The organism is Enterobacter chengduensis, assembly GCF_001984825.2.
Lineage (GTDB): Bacteria > Pseudomonadota > Gammaproteobacteria > Enterobacterales > Enterobacteriaceae > Enterobacter > Enterobacter chengduensis.
In genome coordinates this window covers 2373383-2392588 of record NZ_CP043318.1, presented here as the reverse complement: position 1 = coordinate 2392588, position 19206 = coordinate 2373383, and the positions used below count along the sequence as shown (strand labels likewise).

Here is a 19206-nt window from a genome sequence, read left to right as displayed (position 1 = left end):
GCCACCCTGGCACGTTCACCGGTCATGTTGTCACAGAGTAGCGAGGAACATGAAGTGAACGGAATGACCTCCACAGCCGTATGTTCCCCCTCACCCCAGCCCTCTCCCTCAAGGGAGAGGGGGTCGTCCGTGCAGGCATTATTTTGTGGGGAACCCTCAGCCCTTAAGGAGATGGCTGGGTGAGGGAAACTCAACCGTTAGCCGCCGCTTTACGCAAATCAAACACCCGGCAGGCCTTGCCCTCCGAGCGCGGGATGCTGCCGCAGTTGACAATCATCACGTCGGTGGAAATCCCGACCATCGACTTAATGCGGTGGCGCAACTGGTGGCACACCTGGCAACGCTGCTCGTGGGTCAGCGTTAAGCTGCTCTCTTTCAGCTCCACCTTCACGGAAAGCGAATCAAGATGTCCGCGGCGGTTCACCTCCAGCTGGTAGTGCGGAGAAAGGTGTTCAAACTTCACAATCTCCTCTTCCAGCTGCGACGGGAAGACGTTAACGCCTCGGATGATCAGCATATCGTCGCTGCGGCCGCTGATGCGGTCCATGCGGCGCATGGTGCGGGCGGTGCCGGGCAGGAGGCGCGTCAGGTCGCGGGTGCGGTAGCGGATCACCGGCAGCGCCTCTTTGGTCAGCGTGGTGAAGAGCAGTTCGCCCTGCTCGCCGTCGTTCAGCGGCGTGCCGTCGTTCGGGTTGACGATCTCCGGGTAGAAGTGATCTTCCCAGATGGTCGGGCCGTCCGCGGTTTCAATGCACTCCATCGCCACGCCCGGCCCCATCACCTCGGAGAGGCCATAAATGTCCAGCGCCGTAATGCCCAGGCGCTTTTCAATTTCGCGGCGCATGGCCTGCGTCCACGGCTCGGCGCCGAATACGCCCACGCGCAGGGAGCAGGTGCTGGCATCGCCGCCCATCTGACGCTCCAGCTCCTCAATCAGGTTGAGGCAGTAGGAGGGCGTCACCATGATCATATCCGGCTGGAAATCGCGGATCAGCTGCGCCTGTTTCTCCGTCTGGCCGCCGGACATCGGGATCACCGTCGCGCCTAAGCGCTCGGCGCCGTAATGTGCTCCCAGCCCGCCGGTAAACAGGCCGTAGCCATACGCCACGTGAATTTTGTCCTTCGCGCTGCCGCCCGCCGCGCGCAGGGAGCGGGCCACCAGGTTGGCCCAGTTGTCGATGTCCCCCTGCGTATAGCCGACAACGGTCGGTTTGCCGGTGGTGCCGGAGGACGCGTGAATGCGCACCACCTGCTCCATCGGCACGGCAAAGGTATCGAACGGATAGTTATCCCGCAGATCCTGCTTGGTGGTGCACGGGAACTTACGGATGTCCGCCAGCTCGTTGAAGTCGTCAGGGTGAACGCCCGCGGCGTCAAACTTGCGTTTGTACATCGGCACGTTGCTGTAGGCGTGTTGCAGCGTCCACTTCAGACGCGCGGTCTGCAGCGCCTGCAATTCGTCAAGGGAGGCCGTTTCAATCGGATCAAGCTTTGTTGTATTTGTCATTGTAGGGTACTCACATTGTTTTTATGCTCAAACACGCTCAAGGATCATGGCAATGCCCTGACCCACACCGATGCACATCGTACACAGCGCGTAGCGCCCGCCGCGTCGGTGCAGTTCGTTACTCGCGGCCAGCGCCAGCCTGGCGCCGCTCATGCCCAGCGGATGGCCCAGCGCAATCGCGCCGCCGTTGGGGTTAACGTGCGCGGCGTCGTCCGGCAGGCCCAGCTGACGCAGCACGCCCAGCGCCTGCGCGGCGAAAGCTTCGTTAAGCTCAATGACGTCCATATCGTTTATGCTGAGTCCTGCGCGCTCGAGCACCCTGCGGGTGGCAGGCACCGGCCCTAGCCCCATCAGGCGTGGCTCCACGCCCGCCGTCGCCATCGCCACGATCCTCGTGCGCGGCACTACCCCCTGCGCCAGCGCCATCTGCTCGCTGGCGATGATTAACGCCGCCGCGCCGTCGTTGACGCCGGAGGCATTTCCCGCCGTCACCACCCCGTTCTTGCGAAACGGCGTTTTCAGCCCGGCAAGCTGTTCGAGCGTGGTGTCCGCGCGCGGATGTTCATCCACGCTGAATTCCGTGACCGCCCCTTTTTTGCCCGGGATCTGCACCGGCACGATCTCCTGCGCCAGAATGCCGTTCTGCTGCGCCTGCGCGGTGCGCTGCTGGCTGCGCAGCGCGAACGCGTCCTGATCGGCACGGCTGATATTTAACAATTCAGCTACATTCTCTGCCGTTTCCGGCATACTGTCAGTTCCGAATTGCTGATGCATGAGCGGATTCACAAATCGCCAGCCGATGGTGGTATCAAAGACGTCTGCCTGACGCTGAAACGCGGCGGTGGCTTTGCCCATCACGAACGGCGCGCGGGACATCGACTCCACGCCGCCCGCAATCAGCAGGTCGCCATCGCCCGCCTTAATGGCGCGCGCGGCAAAGCCAATCGCGTCCAGGCCCGAGCCGCACAGGCGGTTAATGGTGGTCCCGGACACCGTCTGCGGCAGACCGGCCAGCAGGGACGACATGCGCGCCACGTTGCGGTTATCTTCCCCCGCCTGGTTGGCGCAGCCGAATATCACGTCGTCAATCCGCTCCGGGTCAAGCTGCGGGTAGCGGGCCAGCAGCGCGCGCAGCGGCACGGCGCCGAGATCGTCCGTTCGCACGGCGGAAAGCGCGCCGCCGTAGCGCCCCACGGGCGTTCGCACGCCATCACAAATAAATGCGTCACGCATCAGGCCTCTCCTGTCACGCTGCCGCCGATGCGGTGAGATTTACCGCGAAAAAGGGCAACGGTTTTCTGTTGTTGATTCTGAATTTCAATATCGTATACGCCGGTCAGCCTGCCCTGATGCTTCACCCGCGCGGTGGCGGTGAGCGTGTCCCCGGCAAAGCCCGGACGCAGAAAATCAATCGAGCAGCCGGAGGCTACCGCCGCCAGCCCCTGGCTGTTGCAGGCATAGGCAAACGCGGTGTCCGCCAGCGAAAACAGCTGGCCGCCGTGGCAGGTTTTGTGGCCGTTCAGCATCTGCGGGGTGATGGTCATGGTCACCACCGCGTAGCCGTCGTCCATCTCGACAATGTCCATTCCCATCGCCTGCGCGCAGGCGTCCCGTTCGTACATGATGCGGGCGTTGTGCCAGGCGTTATGACTCATAGCTACTCTCCAGAAGCGCGCGCTGGCGCAGCTGTGAACAGGGGCGATAGCGCTCTTCGCCGTAATGACGCTGCAGGTTCTCCAGCAGGGTCAGCAGGCGCTGCCAGCCCAGACGCTCGCCCCAGGCGATCGGGCCGCTCGGGTAGTTGACGCCCAGACGCATGGCGGTATCGATGTCCTTCTCGCTGGCGACCCCCTTTTGCAGGGCATCCAGCGCTTCGTTAGCAATCATCGCCAGCGTGCGCCAGACCAGCAGGCCGGGATAATCGGCAATTTGCACCACCCGGTGACCCTGCTGCTGCAGGTAGCGGATGGCCTTTTGCGTCGCGGTATGCGGGTTGCTGGCGGCCGCGGCAACTACCGCCACGTCGCGCTCGATGCGGTCCACCACCACCACCGGCCCGTTGAACCGCAGCGCCAGCGCCTGAGCGGTTTCACCCTGCGTTTCAACCAGATACACGTCATCAATTTCCGTGACACCGTCACGTCTTTTTTCCACGCGCATCGGGCTATAGCTGTCGTTCACCGACTCAGCCCACTGCACGTCAGGTTTGTCCCCCTGCCAGTCGTAGACGCCCTTCCCGCTCTTTTTGCCCAGCCGTCCTGCCAGCACCAGCTCCTGCTGCACCAGCGAAGGTAAAAACCGGCGTTCCTGCCAGAAGGCGTTAAAGACCGAGCAGGTCACCGCGAAATTCACGTCCTGACCAATCATGTCGGTCAGCTCCAGCGGCCCCATCGGGAAGCCGCCGCCTTCGCGCAGGGCGGCGTCAATCACCTCCGGCGGCGCAACCTGCTCTTCCAGCGCGCGCCAGGCTTCGGAATAGAACGGGCGGGCGACGCGGTTGACGATAAACCCCGGCGTTGACTGGCAGCGAACGGGCTGCTTGCCCCAGTTCAGCGCCAGCTCGCACAGCGCGTCGGCCACCTCCGGAGAGGTCGCCAGCCCGCTGACCACCTCCACCAGCTTCATCACCGGGGCCGGGTTAAAGAAATGCAGCCCCGCCACGCGCTCCGGATGGTTAACGTCTGCCGCAATCGCGGTGACGGAGATGGACGACGTGTTGCTGGTCAGCACCGTCTGCGGCGGGCAGATCTCAGCCAGCTGCGCAAACAGCGCCTTTTTGACCTCCAGCCGCTCGGAGGCCGCTTCGATGACCAGATCGGCCCCGGCGAGCGCCCCGATATCCGTAACCGGAACCAGCCGGGCGAGGATCTGGCTCCCGGCATCGGCGGAGAGCTTCCCGCGCGTCACCCGGGAGGCCAGCCGCTGGCGGATCCCGTCGATGGCGCGTGAAACCGCATCGCCGGCGATGTCGTAAATCAGAACCTGATGACCGTGGCTGGCGGCAACTTCGGCAATGCCTGCCCCCATCGTGCCGCTGCCGATCACGGCGACCGTGCGTATGTTCAGCATCTTATTTCCCCGTAAAGTGCGGCGCGCGCTTCGCCAGGAAGGCGCTGACGCCCTCGCGGTAATCATCGCTGCGCCCGGCCAGACGCTGATAGTCACGCTCCAGATCGAGCTGGGCGTCCAGGGTGTTGGTTTCCGCGGCGTTAATGGCCTGCTTGATCAGCCCCAGCCCGAAGGTCGGCTGAGAGGCAAAGTGCAGCGCCATCTGCTGCGCGGTGGTGGAGAGCAGGTCGTCATCGACCACCTGCCAGATCATGCCCCACGCCTGCGCCTGCTCGGCGCTGAGCTTGTCCCCGAGCAGCGCCAGCCCCATGGCGCGGGCGCGTCCGGCCACGCGCGGCAGCAGCCAGGTGCCGCCGCAGTCCGGGACCAGGCCAAGCTTGCTGAAGGCCATCACAAAGCTGGCGGAACGCGCGGCAATCACCATGTCGCAGCCGAGCGCCAGCGTGGCGCCCGCGCCCGCCGCCACGCCGTTGACCGCGCAGATAACCGGCTTCGGCAGCTTTGCCAGGCGGCGCACCAGCGGGTTGTAAAAGGTCTCCACGGACATCCCCAGATCCGGCGCCGGGCCGTTGGGGTCGACGTTGCGGTCGTTTAGATCCTGACCGGCACAAAAACCGCGCCCTGCGCCGGTGATAAGCAGGCAGCGGATAGCGTCATCGCGTTCGGCCTGCTTCAGGCACTCGCTAAGCTGCTGGTGCATCACGTCGTTAAAGCTGTTCAGACGCTCCGGACGGTTCAGCGTAATGGTCATTACGCCCTGTTCTACATGGCTGAGAATGAGTTCCACAATTAGCGTCCTTTAAAGTCGGGGGTGCGTTTTTGCAAGAAGGCGTCGATGCCCTCCCGGCGGTCTTCGGTGGCGGAAAGCAGCGTAAACAGCTGGCGCTCCTGGGCCAGACCGGCCTGGAGCGGCACCTCCTGAGACTGGCGCAGCGCCTGCTTCGCCGCCAGTAAAGCCAGCGGCGAGTGGCGTGCCATGAGTTGCGCCTGCTTCAGGGCATACTCCAGCGTCAGCGCTGGCGGGAAAACATCGCTCACCAGCCCGGCGCCCAGCGCCTGCTGCGCGGTAATGCTCTCTCCGGTCAGCACCATCCTGCTGGCAAGGGATTTACCGACGCAGCGGATAAGACGCTGGGTGCCGCCCGCGCCGGGCATAATGCCGAGCGTGATTTCCGGTAGGCCAAAGCGGGCGTTATCCCCGGCAATGACCACGTCGCACAGCAGCGCCAGCTCACATCCCGCGCCGAGCGCGAAGCCGTTAACGGCGGCGATCAGCGGTTTGTTGAACGCGTTAATGCGCGCCCACAGCTGCGGGCGGATATCGTTCAGGGTGGCGGGCAGGTCTTTCTCCGCCATTTCGTTGAGATCGGCCCCGGCGGCAAAGCAGCGCTCGCTGCCGTAAATCACGCAGACGGCGATATCGGCATCCACGGCTGCGGCCTCAAGCTGTTCCGCAAGCTGGGTCAACAGCGCGTTGTTGAGGGCGTTGCGCGCCGCCGGGCGGTTGAGCGTCAGCTGCAGCACGCGGCCATGACGGGTAACAATCAGTTCGCTCATGCCATCCCCTTCGCGTCAAAGTCGACGATCACGTCGGCGGTGAGCGGCAGCGACTGGCAGCTCAGCACGTACCCGGCGGCCAGCTCGTCCGGCTCCAGGCTGTAGTTGGTCGCCATGTCCACCTTCCCGCGCAGCACTTTGCATTTACAGGTGGCGCACACGCCGCCCTTGCAGGCATACGGCAGATCCGCCCCCTGGCGAAGCGCGGCGTCGAGGATGCTTTCGTCGTCCGCCGTGAGGGTGATTTCACGGTCGCGCCCGTCCTGACGCACGGTCACCTTCTGTCCTTGTGCCTGCACGTGCACTGCGCGCTTAACGGTGATGCCGGCGGTGTTGAAGCGCTCAAGATGGATGGCTTTTTCGGGCATCCCCAGCGCCTTCAGCGTGGCTTCGGCGTCGTCCATCATCGCCGACGGGCCGCAGATAAAGGCCTCGTCGTACTGGCGGAAGTCGATCAGGGTTTTCGCCAGCGCCTGCAGCTTTTCCCCGTCGATGCGGCCAAAGAGCAGATCGCTGTCCAGCCGCTCCTGGCTGAAGATGGAGACCAGCTGCAGCCGCTGCGGGTATTTGTCCTTCAGGTCCGCCAGCGCCTGGCGGAACATCATGCTCTGGCTGCTGCGGTTGCCGTAGATCAGGGTGAAATGGCTGTTGGGTTCGGTCGCAAGCGTCGCGGAGATAATCGCCAGCATCGGGGTGATCCCGGAGCCTGCCGCAATCGCCAGGTAGTGGCCTTCGCGTTCGGCCTGGGGCTGGTAGCCAAACTGCCCCTGCGGAACCATCACCTCCAGCGCCATGCCCGCTTTGATCTCATCCCGGGCATAGCGGGAGAAGCGCCCGCCTTCGATGGCTTTGACCGCCACGCTGATCTCGCCCGGCGCGGCGCTGCGGCAGATGGAGTAGCAGCGGCGCAGCTCGTCTTCACCCAGCTTCGTTTTTAACGTCAGGTGCTGGCCGGGACGGAAGCGGTAGGCGTCCTGCAGCGCCTGCGGCACCGCAAAGGTGATGGTCACCGCGTCGCGGGTTTCTGGTTCCACTTTGGCCACTGTTAATGAATGAAACGTTGTCATGGCAGCCTCAAATGCATTTGAAATAGTCGAAGGGCTCGCGGCAGGTATTGCAGCGGTAGAGCGCTTTGCAGGCCGTCGAGCCAAATTCACTGATAAGCGCGGTGTCGGTGCTGGCGCAGCGCGGGCAGCTCACCTCCAAAGGCGCGTGCGCGTGGCAGCTATGCCCCACGGGCGGGCTGATGCCGTACGCCCGCAGGCGCTCGCGCGCGTCGGCGGTCATCCAGTCGGTGGTCCAGGCGGGCTCAAGCTGGAGCACGATGTGCACCGGGGTAAAGCCGTGCGCGGTCATCGCCTCGCGGATCGCCCCCAGCAGGTGTTCGGTTGCCGGGCAGCCCGAATAGGTTGGCGTAAAGCCGATGACCCAGCCTTCCCCCTGGGCCTTCACGCTGCGCACCATGCCTAAGTCGGTGATGGTGAGCACCGGCACTTCCGGGTCCGGGATCTGGCTCAGCAGCGCCCAGATCTGCGGGATTTGCGCGGGCGCGATGTCGACGAGGCGTTGCATAGCGTTCTCCTTTACCACTGCTGACCGGGATACGCGCGCTGGAGATACTGCATTTCCGCCAGCATCGGGCCCAGATGTTCGGTATGCAGCCCCCGCTTGCCCCCGGTGCGGTACGCCACCTCTGCGGGCACCTGCAGGCAGGCTTCATTCAGACCGGCATACACTTCGCTTTCCCACGGCTGGCGCAGGACGCGCGGGTCAACCGCCACGCCGGAATCCACCAGCGCCAGCTCGACGTCATCGGCCTCAAACAGCTCGGCCGTAAAGCGCCACAGGCTGTCGATGGCCTGCTGCATCTTTTGCGCGGACGTCTCGGTGCCGTCGCCCAGGCGCACCAGCCAGCCGCGGCTGAAGCGCAGGTGGTAGCGCACCTCTTTAATCGCCTTCGCGGCGATGGCGGCAAGCTGGGCGTCGCGACTTTGGGTCAGGCGTTCGTACAGCGCCACGTTCCAGGCATCCATCAGGTACTGGCGGGCAATCGTGTCGGCGAAGCTGCCGTTCGGCTGCTCCACCAGCAGGACGTTGCGGAACTGGCGCTCGTCGCGGCCAAAGGCCAGCGTATCTTCATCGCCCTGGCCTTCCCGCTCCGCGGCATAGGTCAGGAAATTGCGAGCCTGGCCCAGCAGGTCGAGACCGATGTTGGCGAGCGCGAGGTCGATTTCCAGCTCCGGCGCGTGGCCGCACCAGGCGCCGAGACGCTGGGAGAGCACCAGACCGTTGTCGCCCAGACGCAGGGCATAGGCAGTCACTGAATTCATTCTTTGCCTCACATATGCTCGATGCCGTCAGGGATGGTGTAGAACGTCGGATGGCGGTAAACCTTGCTTTCCGCCGGGTCGAAGAACTCGCCGCTCTCTTCCGGCTGGGAGGCGACGATCTCGCTCGCCTTGACCACCCAGATAGAACACCCTTCGCTGCGGCGGGTGTAGGCATCGCGCGCGTTTTCCAGCGCCATGCGATCGTCGGCGGCGTGCAGGCTGCCCACGTGTCGGTGGGACAGCCCTTGTTTGCTGCGTACGAACACTTCGTACAGCGGCCAGTAGACATTGCTCATGGTTATTTCCTCTTATGCGGCCTGACGGGCGCGTTGTTTTTCCGCGTGCGCCAGGGCAGCTTCGCGCACCCACGCCCCCTCTTCCCAGGCTTTGCGCTTCGCGGCCAGGCGTTCGTGGTTGCAGATCCCGCGCCCGTTAATCACTTCTTCAAATTCCTGCCAGTCGATCTCGCCGAAGCGGTAGTGGCCGCTCTCTTCGTCAAAGCGCAGATCGGGATCCGGCACCGTCATGCCCAGCATTTCCACCTGCGGCACCGTGTTGTCGACAAAGCGCTGGCGCAGCTCGTCGTTGCCGAAGCGTTTGATTTTCCAGGCCAGGCTGCGGGCGCTGTTCGGCGAGTTGTCGTCGTTCGGCCCGAACATCATCAGCGCAGGCCACCAGAAGCGGTTGATGGCGTCCTGCAGCATCTGCCGCTGGGATTCACTGCCCTGCGCCAGCGCCATGCAGGCTTCAAACCCCTGACGCTGGTGGAAGCTCTCCTCTTTACAGATTTTCACCATCGCCCGGGCATAAGGACCGTAGGAGGTGCGGCACAGCGCCACCTGGTTGACGATAGCCGCCCCGTCCACCAGCCAGCCAATTACCCCGATATCGGCCCAGCTCAGGGTCGGATAGTTAAAGATGGAGGAGTATTTCATCTGGCCGTCGAGCATCTTCTGGTAGATGTCTTCCCGCGCGCAGCCCAGCGTTTCCGCCGCGCTGTAGAGGTAGAGCCCGTGCCCGGCCTCGTCCTGCACCTTCGCCAGCAGGATCGCTTTTCGCCGCAGCGTCGGGGCGCGGGCGATCCAGTTCCCTTCCGGCAGCATGCCGACGATTTCGGAGTGCGCGTGCTGACCAATCTGGCGGATCAGCGTTTTACGGTAGGCGTCAGGCATCCAGTCCTGAGGCTCAATCGCCGTCTCCTGCGCTATGCGCTGCTCAAACCGTTGTTCTTGCGTCACGTCATCACCTTTATGATTCGTTAGTTTGCAAATTAAAGCGAAATTATGAATCACTTTGTTTTTTAAAAGTTACACAAAGGTTAAATATAACCCCAAGAATTGTTTCCTTGTTTTGTGATGTCGCTCGCAAGGCTTTTACCGCATGCCTGTTAACAGGCGCTTTCTGACGAAGGCATTCATCACGCCGGATCACAATGCTAACAATTCATTAAAACTCAGCTTGATTTTTATGATTCACGATCAAACTATTAATGGTGAAATTACGTAACATTTGGAGATAAGCGATGCAGCAGTTAGCCAGCTTCGTGTCCGGTACCTGGCAGTCTGGCCGGGGCCGCGAACGCACTATTCATCACGCCATCAGTGGCGAAGCGCTGTGGAGCGTGACCAGCGAAGGGCTGGATATGGCGGCCGCCCGTCGCTATGCGATTGAGCGCGGCGGTGAAGCGCTTCACGGGATGACCTTTATCGAACGTGCCGCCATGCTGAAGGTGGTGGCAAAGCACCTGCTCAGCGAGAAAGAGACGTTTTATGCCCTGTCCGCCCAGACCGGGGCGACGAAAGCAGACAGCTGGGTCGATATCGAAGGCGGGATCGGCACCCTGTTCACCTACGCCAGCCTGGGCAGCCGCGAGCTGCCGGACGACACGCTCTGGCCGGAAGATGAGCTAATCCCGCTGTCGAAAGAAGGCGGCTTTGCGGCGCGCCACGTCCTGACCTCGAAGTCCGGCGTGGCGGTGCACATCAACGCCTTTAACTTCCCCTGCTGGGGGATGCTGGAAAAGCTGGCGCCGACCTGGCTTGCCGGCATGCCCGCCATCATCAAACCCGCTACCGCCACCGCGCAGGTGACGCAGGCGATGGTGAAATCCATCGTCGACAGCGGGCTGGTGCCGGACGGCGCCATCACCCTGATTTGCGGCGGCGCGGGAGACCTGCTTGACCATCTCGACGGCCAGGACGTGGTGACCTTTACCGGCTCCGCCAGCACCGGGCAAAGCCTGCGCGTACACCCGAATATTGTGGCGAATTCCATTCCCTTCACGATGGAAGCCGACTCCCTGAACTGCTGCGTGCTGGGGGAGGACGTTACGCCAGACCGGCCGGAATTTGCCCTGTTCGTTCGGGAAGTGGTCCGCGAGATGACCGCCAAGGCCGGGCAGAAATGTACCGCCATTCGCCGGATTATCGTCCCGCAAAACCAGATTGACGCGGTTTGCCAGGCGCTGATTGCCCGGCTGGAAAAGGTGGTGGTGGGCGACCCGGCGCAGGAAGGGGTGAAGATGGGCGCGCTGGTCAATGCCGAACAGCGCGCGGACGTGCAGGAGAAAGTGGAGCAGCTGATTGCCGCAGGCTGCGAGATCCGCCTGGGCGGCAAAGCGGATCTGCAGACCGCGGGCGCGTTCTACCCGCCGACCCTGCTGTTCTGCCCGCAGCCGGACGAAACTCCGGCGGTGCACTCAACCGAAGCCTTCGGCCCGGTTGCGACGCTGATGCCGTATCGCAATACGGAACACGCGATGACGCTTGCCCGCGCGGGCGGCGGCAGCCTCGCAGGCACGCTGGTTACCGCTGATGTCGCCCTTGCCCGGCAGTTTATTGCCGGTGCGGCGCGCGCCCACGGGCGTATTCAGATCCTTAACGAGGAATCCGCCAAAGAGTCCACCGGCCACGGCTCCCCGCTGCCGCAGCTGGTGCACGGCGGTCCCGGTCGTGCGGGCGGAGGCGAAGAGCTGGGCGGCCTGCGCGCGGTGAAGCACTACCTGCAGCGCACGGCGATTCAGGGCAGTCCGACCATGCTGGCGGCCATCGGCAAGCAGTGGGTGCGCGGCGCAGCCGTGCAGGAAGATCGCGTGCATCCGTTCCGCAAATACTTTGAGGAGCTGCAGCCGGGCGACAGCCTGCTGACGCCGCGCCGCACCCTGACGGAAGCGGACATCGTGAACTTTGCCTGCCTGAGCGGGGATCACTTCTACGCCCATATGGACAAGATCGGCGCGGCAGAGTCGATCTTTGGCGAACGGGTGGTGCACGGCTACTTCCTGATCTCCGCCGCGGCGGGGCTGTTCGTCGATGCGGGTGTCGGGCCGGTGATTGCCAACTACGGCATGGAAAACCTGCGCTTTATCGAGCCGGTCAAGCCGGGCGACACCATTCAGGTACGCCTGACCTGCAAACGCAAAACGCTGAAAAAACAGCGCACCGCGGATGAAAAACCAACCGGCGTGGTGGAATGGGCGGTTGAGATCTTCAACCAGCACCAGCAGGCCGTGGCGCTCTACTCCATCCTGACGCTGGTGGCGCGCCAGCGGGGTGAATTCAGCTAAGGTCCCTACTCCTAATCCTCTCCGCAATGGCTGAGCGCTCTCAGGTAATGTGAAAGCAGAAGCAATAACGCTGCTTTTAAAATAGCTGAGGGCCTTCAGCGATGCCCTCGTCCGGCTGTAAATCGCTGAGGCGTTTCCGTAAGGCCGGGGCGAGGCGCATGGATGCGCCGAGAGGGCGGGCTTTACAGGGATGTTACCTCCGCCCGTCCCCGATAAGCCGGAAGGAATTAGCCGAAGGCACCGCGAAGCGGCGATTTACCGCCGGGAGCCCGGGTTGCCAGGGTGGTGGCGACTGAGCCACCCTGGCACGTTCACAGGTCATGTCGTTACAGAGTAGCAAGGAACGTAAAGTGAACGGAATGACCTCCACAGCCGTATGTTCCCCCTCACCCCAGCCCTCTCCCTCAAGGGAGAGGGGGTCGTCTGTGCAGACATTATTTTGTGGGGTTCCCTCAGCCTCAATGGGGAGAGGAAATGGCCCGGCATGTGACTTACCCCCGCTCTTTTTTTAACCTGGCAAGGCTGACAAATAACCTGGCAGATGCAGGCAAACGCTTTTCTCAGGCGCCTGTCAGGATAAGGCTGTCACAACACAATAAACACAACAAGATGAGGTCTACGATGGGAAGCAATTCTTCTTTTTCTGCCCGTAGAACGGCGCTGGCCATGGCCGTTGCGCTGTGTTGCGCCTGGCAATCCCCTGTTTTCGCCCACGGCAGCGAGGCGCATATGGTCCCGATGGACAAAACGCTGCAGGACTTTGGCGCGGACGTGCAGTGGGACGATTACGCACAGATGTTCACCATTGCGAAAGACGGCGCCTTTGTGAAGGTCAAACCGGGCGCTAAAACCGCCATCGTCAACGGCAAAACCCTCACGCTTGAGGTGCCGGTGGTGATGAAAGGCAACAAGGCCTTTATCTCTGACGGCTTCATCAACGATGTTTTCCAGTCCGGTCTTGACCAGACTTTCCAGGTGGAAAAACGCCCTCACCCGTTAAACGCGCTGACGGCGGACGAAATTAAGCAGGCCGTTGAGATTGTCAAAGCCTCGGCGGATTTTAAGCCGAATACCCGCTTCACCCAGATTGCCCTTGCCGAGCCCGAGAAAGCCAAAGTGTGGGACTTTGTGCTCAACGGCACCGCAGTGGACGCGCCTCGCCAGGCGAAGATCGTGATGCTCGATGGAAAGCACGTTATCGAAAGCCTGGTGGACCTGAAGGATAAAAAAATCCTGCGCTGGGAGCCGGTGAAAGACGCGCACGGCATGGTGCTGCTGGATGATTTCACCGCGGTACAGCAGATTATCAACGACAGCACGGAGTTTGCCGAGGTGCTTAAAAAGCACGGCATCACCGACCCGAAAAAAGTGATTACCACGCCGCTGACCGTCGGCTATTTCGACGGTAAAGATGGCCTGAAGCAGGAAGATCGCCTGCTGAAGGTGGTGAGCTATCTCGACGTCGGTGACGGCAACTACTGGGCGCACCCGATTGAAAACCTGGTGGCCGTGGTGGATCTTGAGCAGAAGAAAATCCAGAAGATTGAGGAAGGCGCCGTTGTTCCGGTTCCGATGACGCCGCGCCCCTACGATGGCCGCGACCGTATAGAGACGCCGAAAAAACCGCTCGAGATTGTTGAGCCGGAAGGCAAGAACTACACCATTACCGGCGATATGGTGCACTGGCAGAACTGGGATTTTCACCTGAGCCTGGACTCCCGCGTGGGACCGATGATTTCGACCGTGACGTATAACGACAGCGGCAAAAAGCGTCAGGTGATGTATCAGGGGTCGCTGGGCGGCATGATCGTCCCTTACGGCGATCCGGACGTGGGCTGGTACTTTAAGGCCTATCTGGACTCCGGCGACTACGGCATGGGCACCCTGACCTCGCCGCTGGTGCGCGGGAAAGACGTGCCGTCCAACGCCGTGATGCTCAATGAAACCATCCCGGACTACACCGGCGCGCCGATGGAGATCCCGCGCGCGATCGCCATTTTCGAACGCTACGCGGGGCCGGAATACAAGCATCAGGAGATGGGCCAGCCAAACGTCAGCGCCGAGCGCCGCGAGCTGGTGGTGCGCTGGGTGAGTACCGTGGGCAACTACGATTACATCTTCGACTGGGTGTTCCATGAGAACGGCACCATCGGCATTGATGCCGGCGCGACGGGTATCGAAGCGGTGAAAGGCGTGCAGGCGAAAACCATGCACGACGCCACCGCCAAGGACGACACCAAATACGGCACGCTCATCGATCACAACATCGTGGGCACCACGCACCAGCACATCTATAACTTCCGTCTTGATATGGACGTGGACGGCATTAACAACAAGCTGGTGGCAATGGATCCGGAAGTGAAGCCGAATACCGCCGGAGGCCCGCGCACCAGCACCATGCAAATTAACCAGTACGATATTGATACCGAGCAGCAGGCGGCGCAGAAGTTCGACCCGGGCACCATTCGCCTGCTGAGCAACACGAGTAAAGAGAACCGCATGGGCAACCCGGTCTCATACCAGATTATCCCTTACGCGGGCGGTACGCACCCGGTGGCGACCGGCGCGAAATTTGCCCCGGACGAGTGGATCTACCATCGCCTGAGCTTTATGGATAAACAGCTGTGGGTGACCCGCTACCATCCGGATGAGCGGTATCCGGAAGGGAAATTCCCGAATCGTTCCATCCATGACACCGGCCTGGGACAGTACAGCAAAGATAACGAGTCGCTCAACGACCAGGACGACGTCGTCTGGATGACCACCGGCACCACCCACGTGGCGCGGGCCGAAGAGTGGCCGATTATGCCGACGGAATGGGTACATACCCTGCTTAAACCGTGGAACTTCTTCGACGAGACGCCAACGCTCGGGAAGAAAAAAGAGGATAAATAACCACCCGCCGGGCAATTGCCCGGTTTTTTTTGCCTCTGCATTTGAGCTTCGTCCGGGCTTGCTTATAGTTACTGATATCCCACCTGCATGATTTATCCCCCGGACGGGAAAGGGCTTTATGGAAAAAAGAAAAAAACCGACGCTTGAACGGGCAACCTGGCCCACGCGCCAGGCCATGGTGATGCATGGGCTGGCGATGAACCTGCCGTGGCTGGCGTTCGTGAATATCAGCTTCGCGGTGATGATTCTGCTGCGACACGTACTGCTTAATACCAGCGATCCCCTTTATCCCCATTCGCCGCAGCTGACGAAAATGGTCGATGCCTCCATGCTCGGCATTATCATCCTCTCAGCTGCGCTGATGCTCATGGCCTGGCGACGCATCGCCGGCATCAGCGTGGTGCTGTTTATCTGCAGCGCCATCTGGTCGGTCTCCTGCTTCTGGTTTATCACCCAGCTGCTGCTCCCGCACGTCTGGCCGCTGTGCGTCATTTTATTACTCGCGGGCTTAACGGCGCTCTATTTTTACCCTGAGGGGCTGCTCGCTTTTGTGCTCCCGCTCTGGATCACCCTGCCGATAGCAAACTGGATCCTGAATGATGGCCTCAACCTTCACTTCATTATTATCTGGAGCGTCTTTACGCTGATCCTGATCTGCGGGCGTTTTATCCTGCTGAGCTGGTTTGACGAAGCCTGGCGACGTAACCAGCAAAATCAGCTGCTGATATCGCGGCTGGATGCGCTGGCGCATCAGGACCCGCTAACCAAAACCGCCAACCGCCGGAAGATGGAGGTGGTGCTGGAGAACGCGGTTGAGCAGAAAAAAACCTTCTCGGTGATTATGCTGGATATCGACTACTTCAAGCGCTACAACGACACCTACGGGCACCAGGCGGGCGACGACTGTCTGACCCGCGTGGCGCGCGTGCTGAAGCAGTCGGTGCGAACGCCTGACGATGTGGTATCGCGCTACGGCGGCGAGGAGTTCGTGGTCATCCTCTTCAATTGCCCGGTAAACATCGCTGAAAAGGTTGCCCTGCGCATTCAGGACGGGCTGCGCGCCGAAGCCATACCGCACGGCGCCTCGACGGTCAGCGACCATGTTACCGTGAGCATGGGCATAGCGAGCATGGCGGAGGGGCTAGCGGGCACCGAGATTATCGCCCGCGCCGATGCGGCGCTGTACCGGGCGAAAGAGGCCGGGCGGGATCGGTGGTCGCGGTAGGCGAAGCCGGGTGGCGCTGCGCTTACCCGGCCTACGGTTCGTGCCGTTGTAGGCCGGGTAAGGCGTAGCCGCCACCCGGCTTGTTTTTTAATACCGCACGCAAACCGACTTGGTTTCACACCAGCCGTCCAGCCAGTCCGGGCCAAAGTCGCGACCGGTGCCGGACTGCTTCATGCCGCCGAACGGCAGGTTGGCGTCGATCAGCGTATGGCTGTTCACCCAGACGGTGCCCGCCTGCAGCCGGTCGGTGTACTCCAGCGCCTTGCTGATGTTCTGCGTCCAGACGCTGGCGGTCAGGCCGTATTCGGTGTCGTTTGCCAGCTGGAGCGCCTCTTCGCCGTCGGCGACGCGCACCAGGTTGACCACCGGGCCAAACACCTCTTCGCGGGTTAAACGCAGCGAGGCGTCCGGGTTCACTACCAGCGTAGGCGAGACGTAATAGCCTTTGCCTTCTGGCCCCCGGTTACCGACGAGCAGCTCCGCGTGGCGCGAGGTCGCTTCATCAAGGAAGGCCTGCACCTTATCGCAGTGCGCGCGCGACACCAGCGGGTTGATAAACGCCTCCGGCGACATGCCCGGCCCGACGCTCAGGGATTTCACCGCCTGCTCAAACCCGCTGACCAGCGTGTCAAACAGCGGCGCTTCAATATAGATACGGGAACTCGCCGCGCACACCTGCCCCTGGTTCAGGAAGCTGCCGGTCATCAGGCCTTCGATCACCCATGCCGGGTCCGCGTCTTTCAGAACGATAGCCGGGTTTTTCCCACCCAGCTCCAGGGTCACCCCGGTGAGCGTGTCAGCCGCCGCGCGGGCGATTTGCTTGCCCGTTGCCGTTGAGCCGGTGAAGCTCACCTTGGCAATATGCGGATGCGAGGTCAGCGCCGCGCCACACACCGCGCCGCTCCCGGTCACCACGTTGAATACCCCGTCCGGAATGCCCGCTTCGCTGGCCAGCTCCGCCACGCGCAGCATGGTCAGCGGCGTGGTTTCTGACGGCTTGATGACAATCGAGCAGCCAGCCGCCAGGGCGGGCATCACCTTCCACATGCCGATCATCAGCGGGAAGTTCCAGGGCACAATCCCGGCCACCACGCCAACCGGCTCCTTGCGCGTCCACGCCTGATAGCGGGCGCCCTGCGGCAGAGGAATAGAGAGGTCGAGGGTTTTGCCTGCAATTTTGGTGGTCAGCCCGGCGGTATAGCGCATCCAGTTCAGCGTGCAGCCCACCTCAAAGGCCCGGGAAATGTTGATGGATTTGCCCTGCTCCAGGGTTTCAAGCTGGGCCAGCTCCTCGCTATGCTGTTCAACCAGATCGGCGAAATGGAGCAGGATCCGCTCGCGCTCTGCCGGGAGTTTTCCGGCCCAGCTGCGGGCGACAAACGCGCGCCAGCCGGACATCACCGCGCGGTCGACGTCGTCGACGCTGGCGTCGGCGGTCGAGGCAATGACCTCGCCCGTGGCCGGGTTGTAGACGTTCAGCCTTTTTTCACTGTCCGACGCGGCCTGACGCCCTTCAATCCACAGGCCATGCTGTCGGTCTAAAAACTGTTGTACGGCAGGCTGAATGGCCACCTGTGATGCAGACATAGGATACTCCTTCGTTATTCTTCTCAGGGTGTTTATCCAGTCTATGTGGGGTTTTACGTTCTCGCTTTTGTCTCTGTGACATTCGCTTTGCCACCTGTGACAGGCTCCGCAAATCGCGATAATTGCCGCTTATATCGCTGTTACCGGTGAGCGTTCTTTCCTATAGTCAGCCTCATAGCTCTGACAAAATGCAACACAAATGCAACAATGCGAAAACGTTGACGGTGCAGTGAGAGAAGCGATGGCGTGTGCAAGCGAGCAGGAACAGTATCAGCAGTGGCTGGCGCAAATTAATCAGGTTTGCGGGCGGTTTAACGCGCAGCCCACGGAGGGGAAATTCTTCGGCGAGCTGGAGACCAGCTATGCGCGCAGCCTGAAGCTCAGTACCGTCACCGCCGGCGGCGTAAATCTGTTCCGCTCCCGTCAGGAGATCGCCCAGAGTCATGATGCCTGGTTCTACACCGTGTTCCAGCTTGAAGGCAGCGCGGAAATTGAGCAGGAGGATCGTCGCGCGGTACTGAGAACCGGTGATATCACGCTGATTGACGCATCGCGCCCCTGCTCGATTAACTGGCGGGAAAAATCCCGCCAGATTTCGCTGCTGGTTCCCCGTCAGATTATTGAGCAGCAGTGTCGTTTTCAGGAGATAAGCTGCGCGACCGCCCTTTCCCGCACCTTGCCCACGGTCCAGCTGAGCCATCGCCTGCTGATGGAGAGCATGAGCAATGCCGACCTGAGCGACCGGGAGAGTGAAGCGGCGCTTGAGGCGATGATCTGCCTGCTGCGCCCCGCTTTTCAGCAGCGCGACGTGATTCAGCCGCGCAAGGAGCGTCAATTCCAGCAGGTCGTGGCGCTGATTGACGACCATATTCAGTCTGAATCGCTGCGCCCGGAATGGATTGCCGCCGAGAGCGGGATGTCCGTGCGCAGCCTCTACCGCATGTTTGCCGAAAAGGGGCTGGTGGTGGCGCAGTACATCAAAAACCGTCGGCTGGATTTGTGTGCGCAGGTGCTGCGCGCTGCCGGGGATGATGAAAAGCTGGCGGGCATTGGCTACAGCTGGGGGTTCACCGACCATAGCCATTTCTCAACGGCGTTTAAGCAGCGTTTTGGCGTCTCGCCGGGGGAATACCGCAGGCGCTACCGCTAGCTATTTTTTCAGCCATTTGCCGTTAATCCCCTTCACGTATTCGCCCGGCTGCGCGCGGGCAACCAGCTTTTGACCCGCCATTTTGGCCACTTCATCAACCGGCAAATTATTGCTGTCGGCCAGCTTCTGATAGCTCTCCGTGCGCGCCGCGTTGATGCGATTGACCAGCGCCAGCGTTTCCGCATCCTGTTGGATCGGAGCAAGATAACCGCTGAGGGTTTCCCCCACGCGCCCCTGCGCCCGGGCATCGCTTAAGGTCAGCGTAGCCGCCTGCACGTTCATCCCCAGCGCCAGTAAAATCAGAGCTAATCGTTTCATGGC

General features: G+C 61.7%; 17 protein-coding genes. 4 read left to right on the top strand and 13 right to left on the bottom strand.

Translation table 11 applies throughout. The annotated features are described in order from the left end of the window. Positions 1 to 190 precede the first annotated feature (190 nt). The 11 genes from paaK to paaA are packed head-to-tail and all read right to left on the bottom strand — an operon-like array spanning position 191 to position 9701. Complete coding sequence (gene paaK, locus FY206_RS11760; protein ID WP_032640387.1) at positions 191 to 1507, bottom strand: phenylacetate--CoA ligase PaaK; 1317 nt, start codon at positions 1505 to 1507, stop codon at positions 191 to 193. 27 nt (positions 1508 to 1534) lie between these two features. Next, entirely contained in the window at positions 1535 to 2740 is a 1206-nt protein-coding gene (pcaF, locus tag FY206_RS11755) for a 3-oxoadipyl-CoA thiolase (protein ID WP_032640389.1), read from the bottom strand. Then, entirely contained in the window at positions 2740 to 3162 is a 423-nt protein-coding gene (gene paaI, locus FY206_RS11750; RefSeq protein ID WP_032640391.1) for a hydroxyphenylacetyl-CoA thioesterase PaaI, read from the bottom strand. The genes pcaF and paaI overlap by 1 nt, the downstream gene beginning before the upstream one ends. After that, positions 3152 to 4576, bottom strand: coding sequence for a 3-hydroxyacyl-CoA dehydrogenase PaaH (gene paaH / locus FY206_RS11745; protein ID WP_032640393.1), 1425 nt, complete (start codon positions 4574 to 4576; stop codon positions 3152 to 3154). Before paaH ends, paaI begins: the two co-directional genes overlap by 11 nt. Before the next feature lies 1 nt (position 4577). Continuing rightward, on the bottom strand, positions 4578 to 5366 hold the full coding sequence (gene paaG, locus FY206_RS11740; RefSeq protein WP_032640395.1) for a 2-(1,2-epoxy-1,2-dihydrophenyl)acetyl-CoA isomerase PaaG: 789 nt from the start codon (positions 5364 to 5366) through the stop codon (positions 4578 to 4580). Beyond that, on the bottom strand, positions 5366 to 6133 hold the full coding sequence (gene paaF / locus FY206_RS11735) for a 2,3-dehydroadipyl-CoA hydratase PaaF (protein ID WP_032640397.1): 768 nt from the start codon (positions 6131 to 6133) through the stop codon (positions 5366 to 5368). Before paaF ends, paaG begins: the two co-directional genes overlap by 1 nt. After that, a complete protein-coding gene (gene paaE, locus FY206_RS11730; RefSeq protein ID WP_032640399.1) occupies positions 6130 to 7200 on the bottom strand; it encodes a 1,2-phenylacetyl-CoA epoxidase subunit PaaE in 1071 nt (356 codons plus the stop codon). Before paaE ends, paaF begins: the two co-directional genes overlap by 4 nt. Before the next feature lie 7 nt (positions 7201 to 7207). Beyond that, a complete protein-coding gene (paaD, locus tag FY206_RS11725) occupies positions 7208 to 7705 on the bottom strand; it encodes a 1,2-phenylacetyl-CoA epoxidase subunit PaaD (RefSeq protein ID WP_032640401.1) in 498 nt (165 codons plus the stop codon). Positions 7706 to 7716: 11 nt separating this feature from the next. After that, entirely contained in the window at positions 7717 to 8463 is a 747-nt protein-coding gene (gene paaC / locus FY206_RS11720) for a 1,2-phenylacetyl-CoA epoxidase subunit PaaC (protein ID WP_032640404.1), read from the bottom strand. Positions 8464 to 8471: 8 nt separating this feature from the next. Next, positions 8472 to 8759, bottom strand: a complete 288-nt coding sequence (gene paaB, locus FY206_RS11715) for a 1,2-phenylacetyl-CoA epoxidase subunit PaaB (RefSeq protein ID WP_003857353.1) — start codon at positions 8757 to 8759, stop codon at positions 8472 to 8474. Positions 8760 to 8771: 12 nt separating this feature from the next. Next, positions 8772 to 9701 (bottom strand): 1,2-phenylacetyl-CoA epoxidase subunit PaaA, encoded by a 930-nt coding sequence (gene paaA / locus FY206_RS11710; protein ID WP_032640406.1) that lies wholly within the window; start codon positions 9699 to 9701, stop codon positions 8772 to 8774. 284 nt (positions 9702 to 9985) lie between these two features. Between paaA and paaZ the strand changes: the two genes are divergently transcribed. From paaZ to FY206_RS11695, 3 genes are all read left to right on the top strand, one after another. Next, complete coding sequence (gene paaZ, locus FY206_RS11705; RefSeq protein WP_032640408.1) at positions 9986 to 12028, top strand: phenylacetic acid degradation bifunctional protein PaaZ; 2043 nt, start codon at positions 9986 to 9988, stop codon at positions 12026 to 12028. Between the two features lie 621 nt (positions 12029 to 12649). Then, positions 12650 to 14923 carry a primary-amine oxidase gene (tynA, locus tag FY206_RS11700; RefSeq protein ID WP_032640410.1) on the top strand — a complete coding sequence of 758 codons (2274 nt, stop codon included), beginning with the start codon at positions 12650 to 12652 and terminating at the stop codon, positions 14921 to 14923. Positions 14924 to 15041: 118 nt separating this feature from the next. Further along, positions 15042 to 16148, top strand: coding sequence for a GGDEF domain-containing protein (locus FY206_RS11695; RefSeq protein ID WP_032640413.1), 1107 nt, complete (start codon positions 15042 to 15044; stop codon positions 16146 to 16148). 87 nt (positions 16149 to 16235) lie between these two features. On the opposite strand, the gene FY206_RS11690 is transcribed toward FY206_RS11695, so the two are convergent. Further along, entirely contained in the window at positions 16236 to 17735 is a 1500-nt protein-coding gene (locus FY206_RS11690) for an aldehyde dehydrogenase family protein (RefSeq protein WP_032640415.1), read from the bottom strand. Positions 17736 to 17976: 241 nt separating this feature from the next. Here FY206_RS11690 and feaR point away from each other — a divergent pair, with 241 nt between their 5' ends. Then, positions 17977 to 18885 (top strand): transcriptional regulator FeaR, encoded by a 909-nt coding sequence (gene feaR, locus FY206_RS11685; RefSeq protein WP_032640417.1) that lies wholly within the window; start codon positions 17977 to 17979, stop codon positions 18883 to 18885. On the opposite strand, the gene FY206_RS11680 is transcribed toward feaR, so the two are convergent. Continuing rightward, positions 18886 to 19203, bottom strand: a complete 318-nt coding sequence (locus FY206_RS11680; RefSeq protein WP_032640419.1) for a YdbL family probable chaperone protein — start codon at positions 19201 to 19203, stop codon at positions 18886 to 18888. Positions 19204 to 19206: the final 3 nt, after the last annotated feature.

Coding starts and splice junctions, on each gene's coding strand:
- paaK (WP_032640387.1), bottom strand. CDS start 1,507: ATGACAAATACAACAAAGCTTGATCCGATTGAAACGGCCTCCCTTGAC.
- pcaF (WP_032640389.1), bottom strand. CDS start 2,740: ATGCGTGACGCATTTATTTGTGATGGCGTGCGAACGCCCGTGGGGCGC.
- paaI (WP_032640391.1), bottom strand. CDS start 3,162: ATGAGTCATAACGCCTGGCACAACGCCCGCATCATGTACGAACGGGAC.
- paaH (WP_032640393.1), bottom strand. CDS start 4,576: ATGCTGAACATACGCACGGTCGCCGTGATCGGCAGCGGCACGATGGGG.
- paaF (WP_032640397.1), bottom strand. CDS start 6,133: ATGAGCGAACTGATTGTTACCCGTCATGGCCGCGTGCTGCAGCTGACG.
- paaE (WP_032640399.1), bottom strand. CDS start 7,200: ATGACAACGTTTCATTCATTAACAGTGGCCAAAGTGGAACCAGAAACC.
- paaD (WP_032640401.1), bottom strand. CDS start 7,705: ATGCAACGCCTCGTCGACATCGCGCCCGCGCAAATCCCGCAGATCTGG.
- paaC (WP_032640404.1), bottom strand. CDS start 8,463: ATGAATTCAGTGACTGCCTATGCCCTGCGTCTGGGCGACAACGGTCTG.
- paaB (WP_003857353.1), bottom strand. CDS start 8,759: ATGAGCAATGTCTACTGGCCGCTGTACGAAGTGTTCGTACGCAGCAAA.
- paaZ (WP_032640408.1), top strand. CDS start 9,986: ATGCAGCAGTTAGCCAGCTTCGTGTCCGGTACCTGGCAGTCTGGCCGG.
- tynA (WP_032640410.1), top strand. CDS start 12,650: ATGGGAAGCAATTCTTCTTTTTCTGCCCGTAGAACGGCGCTGGCCATG.
- FY206_RS11695 (WP_032640413.1), top strand. CDS start 15,042: ATGGAAAAAAGAAAAAAACCGACGCTTGAACGGGCAACCTGGCCCACG.
- FY206_RS11690 (WP_032640415.1), bottom strand. CDS start 17,735: ATGTCTGCATCACAGGTGGCCATTCAGCCTGCCGTACAACAGTTTTTA.
- feaR (WP_032640417.1), top strand. CDS start 17,977: ATGGCGTGTGCAAGCGAGCAGGAACAGTATCAGCAGTGGCTGGCGCAA.
- FY206_RS11680 (WP_032640419.1), bottom strand. CDS start 19,203: ATGAAACGATTAGCTCTGATTTTACTGGCGCTGGGGATGAACGTGCAG.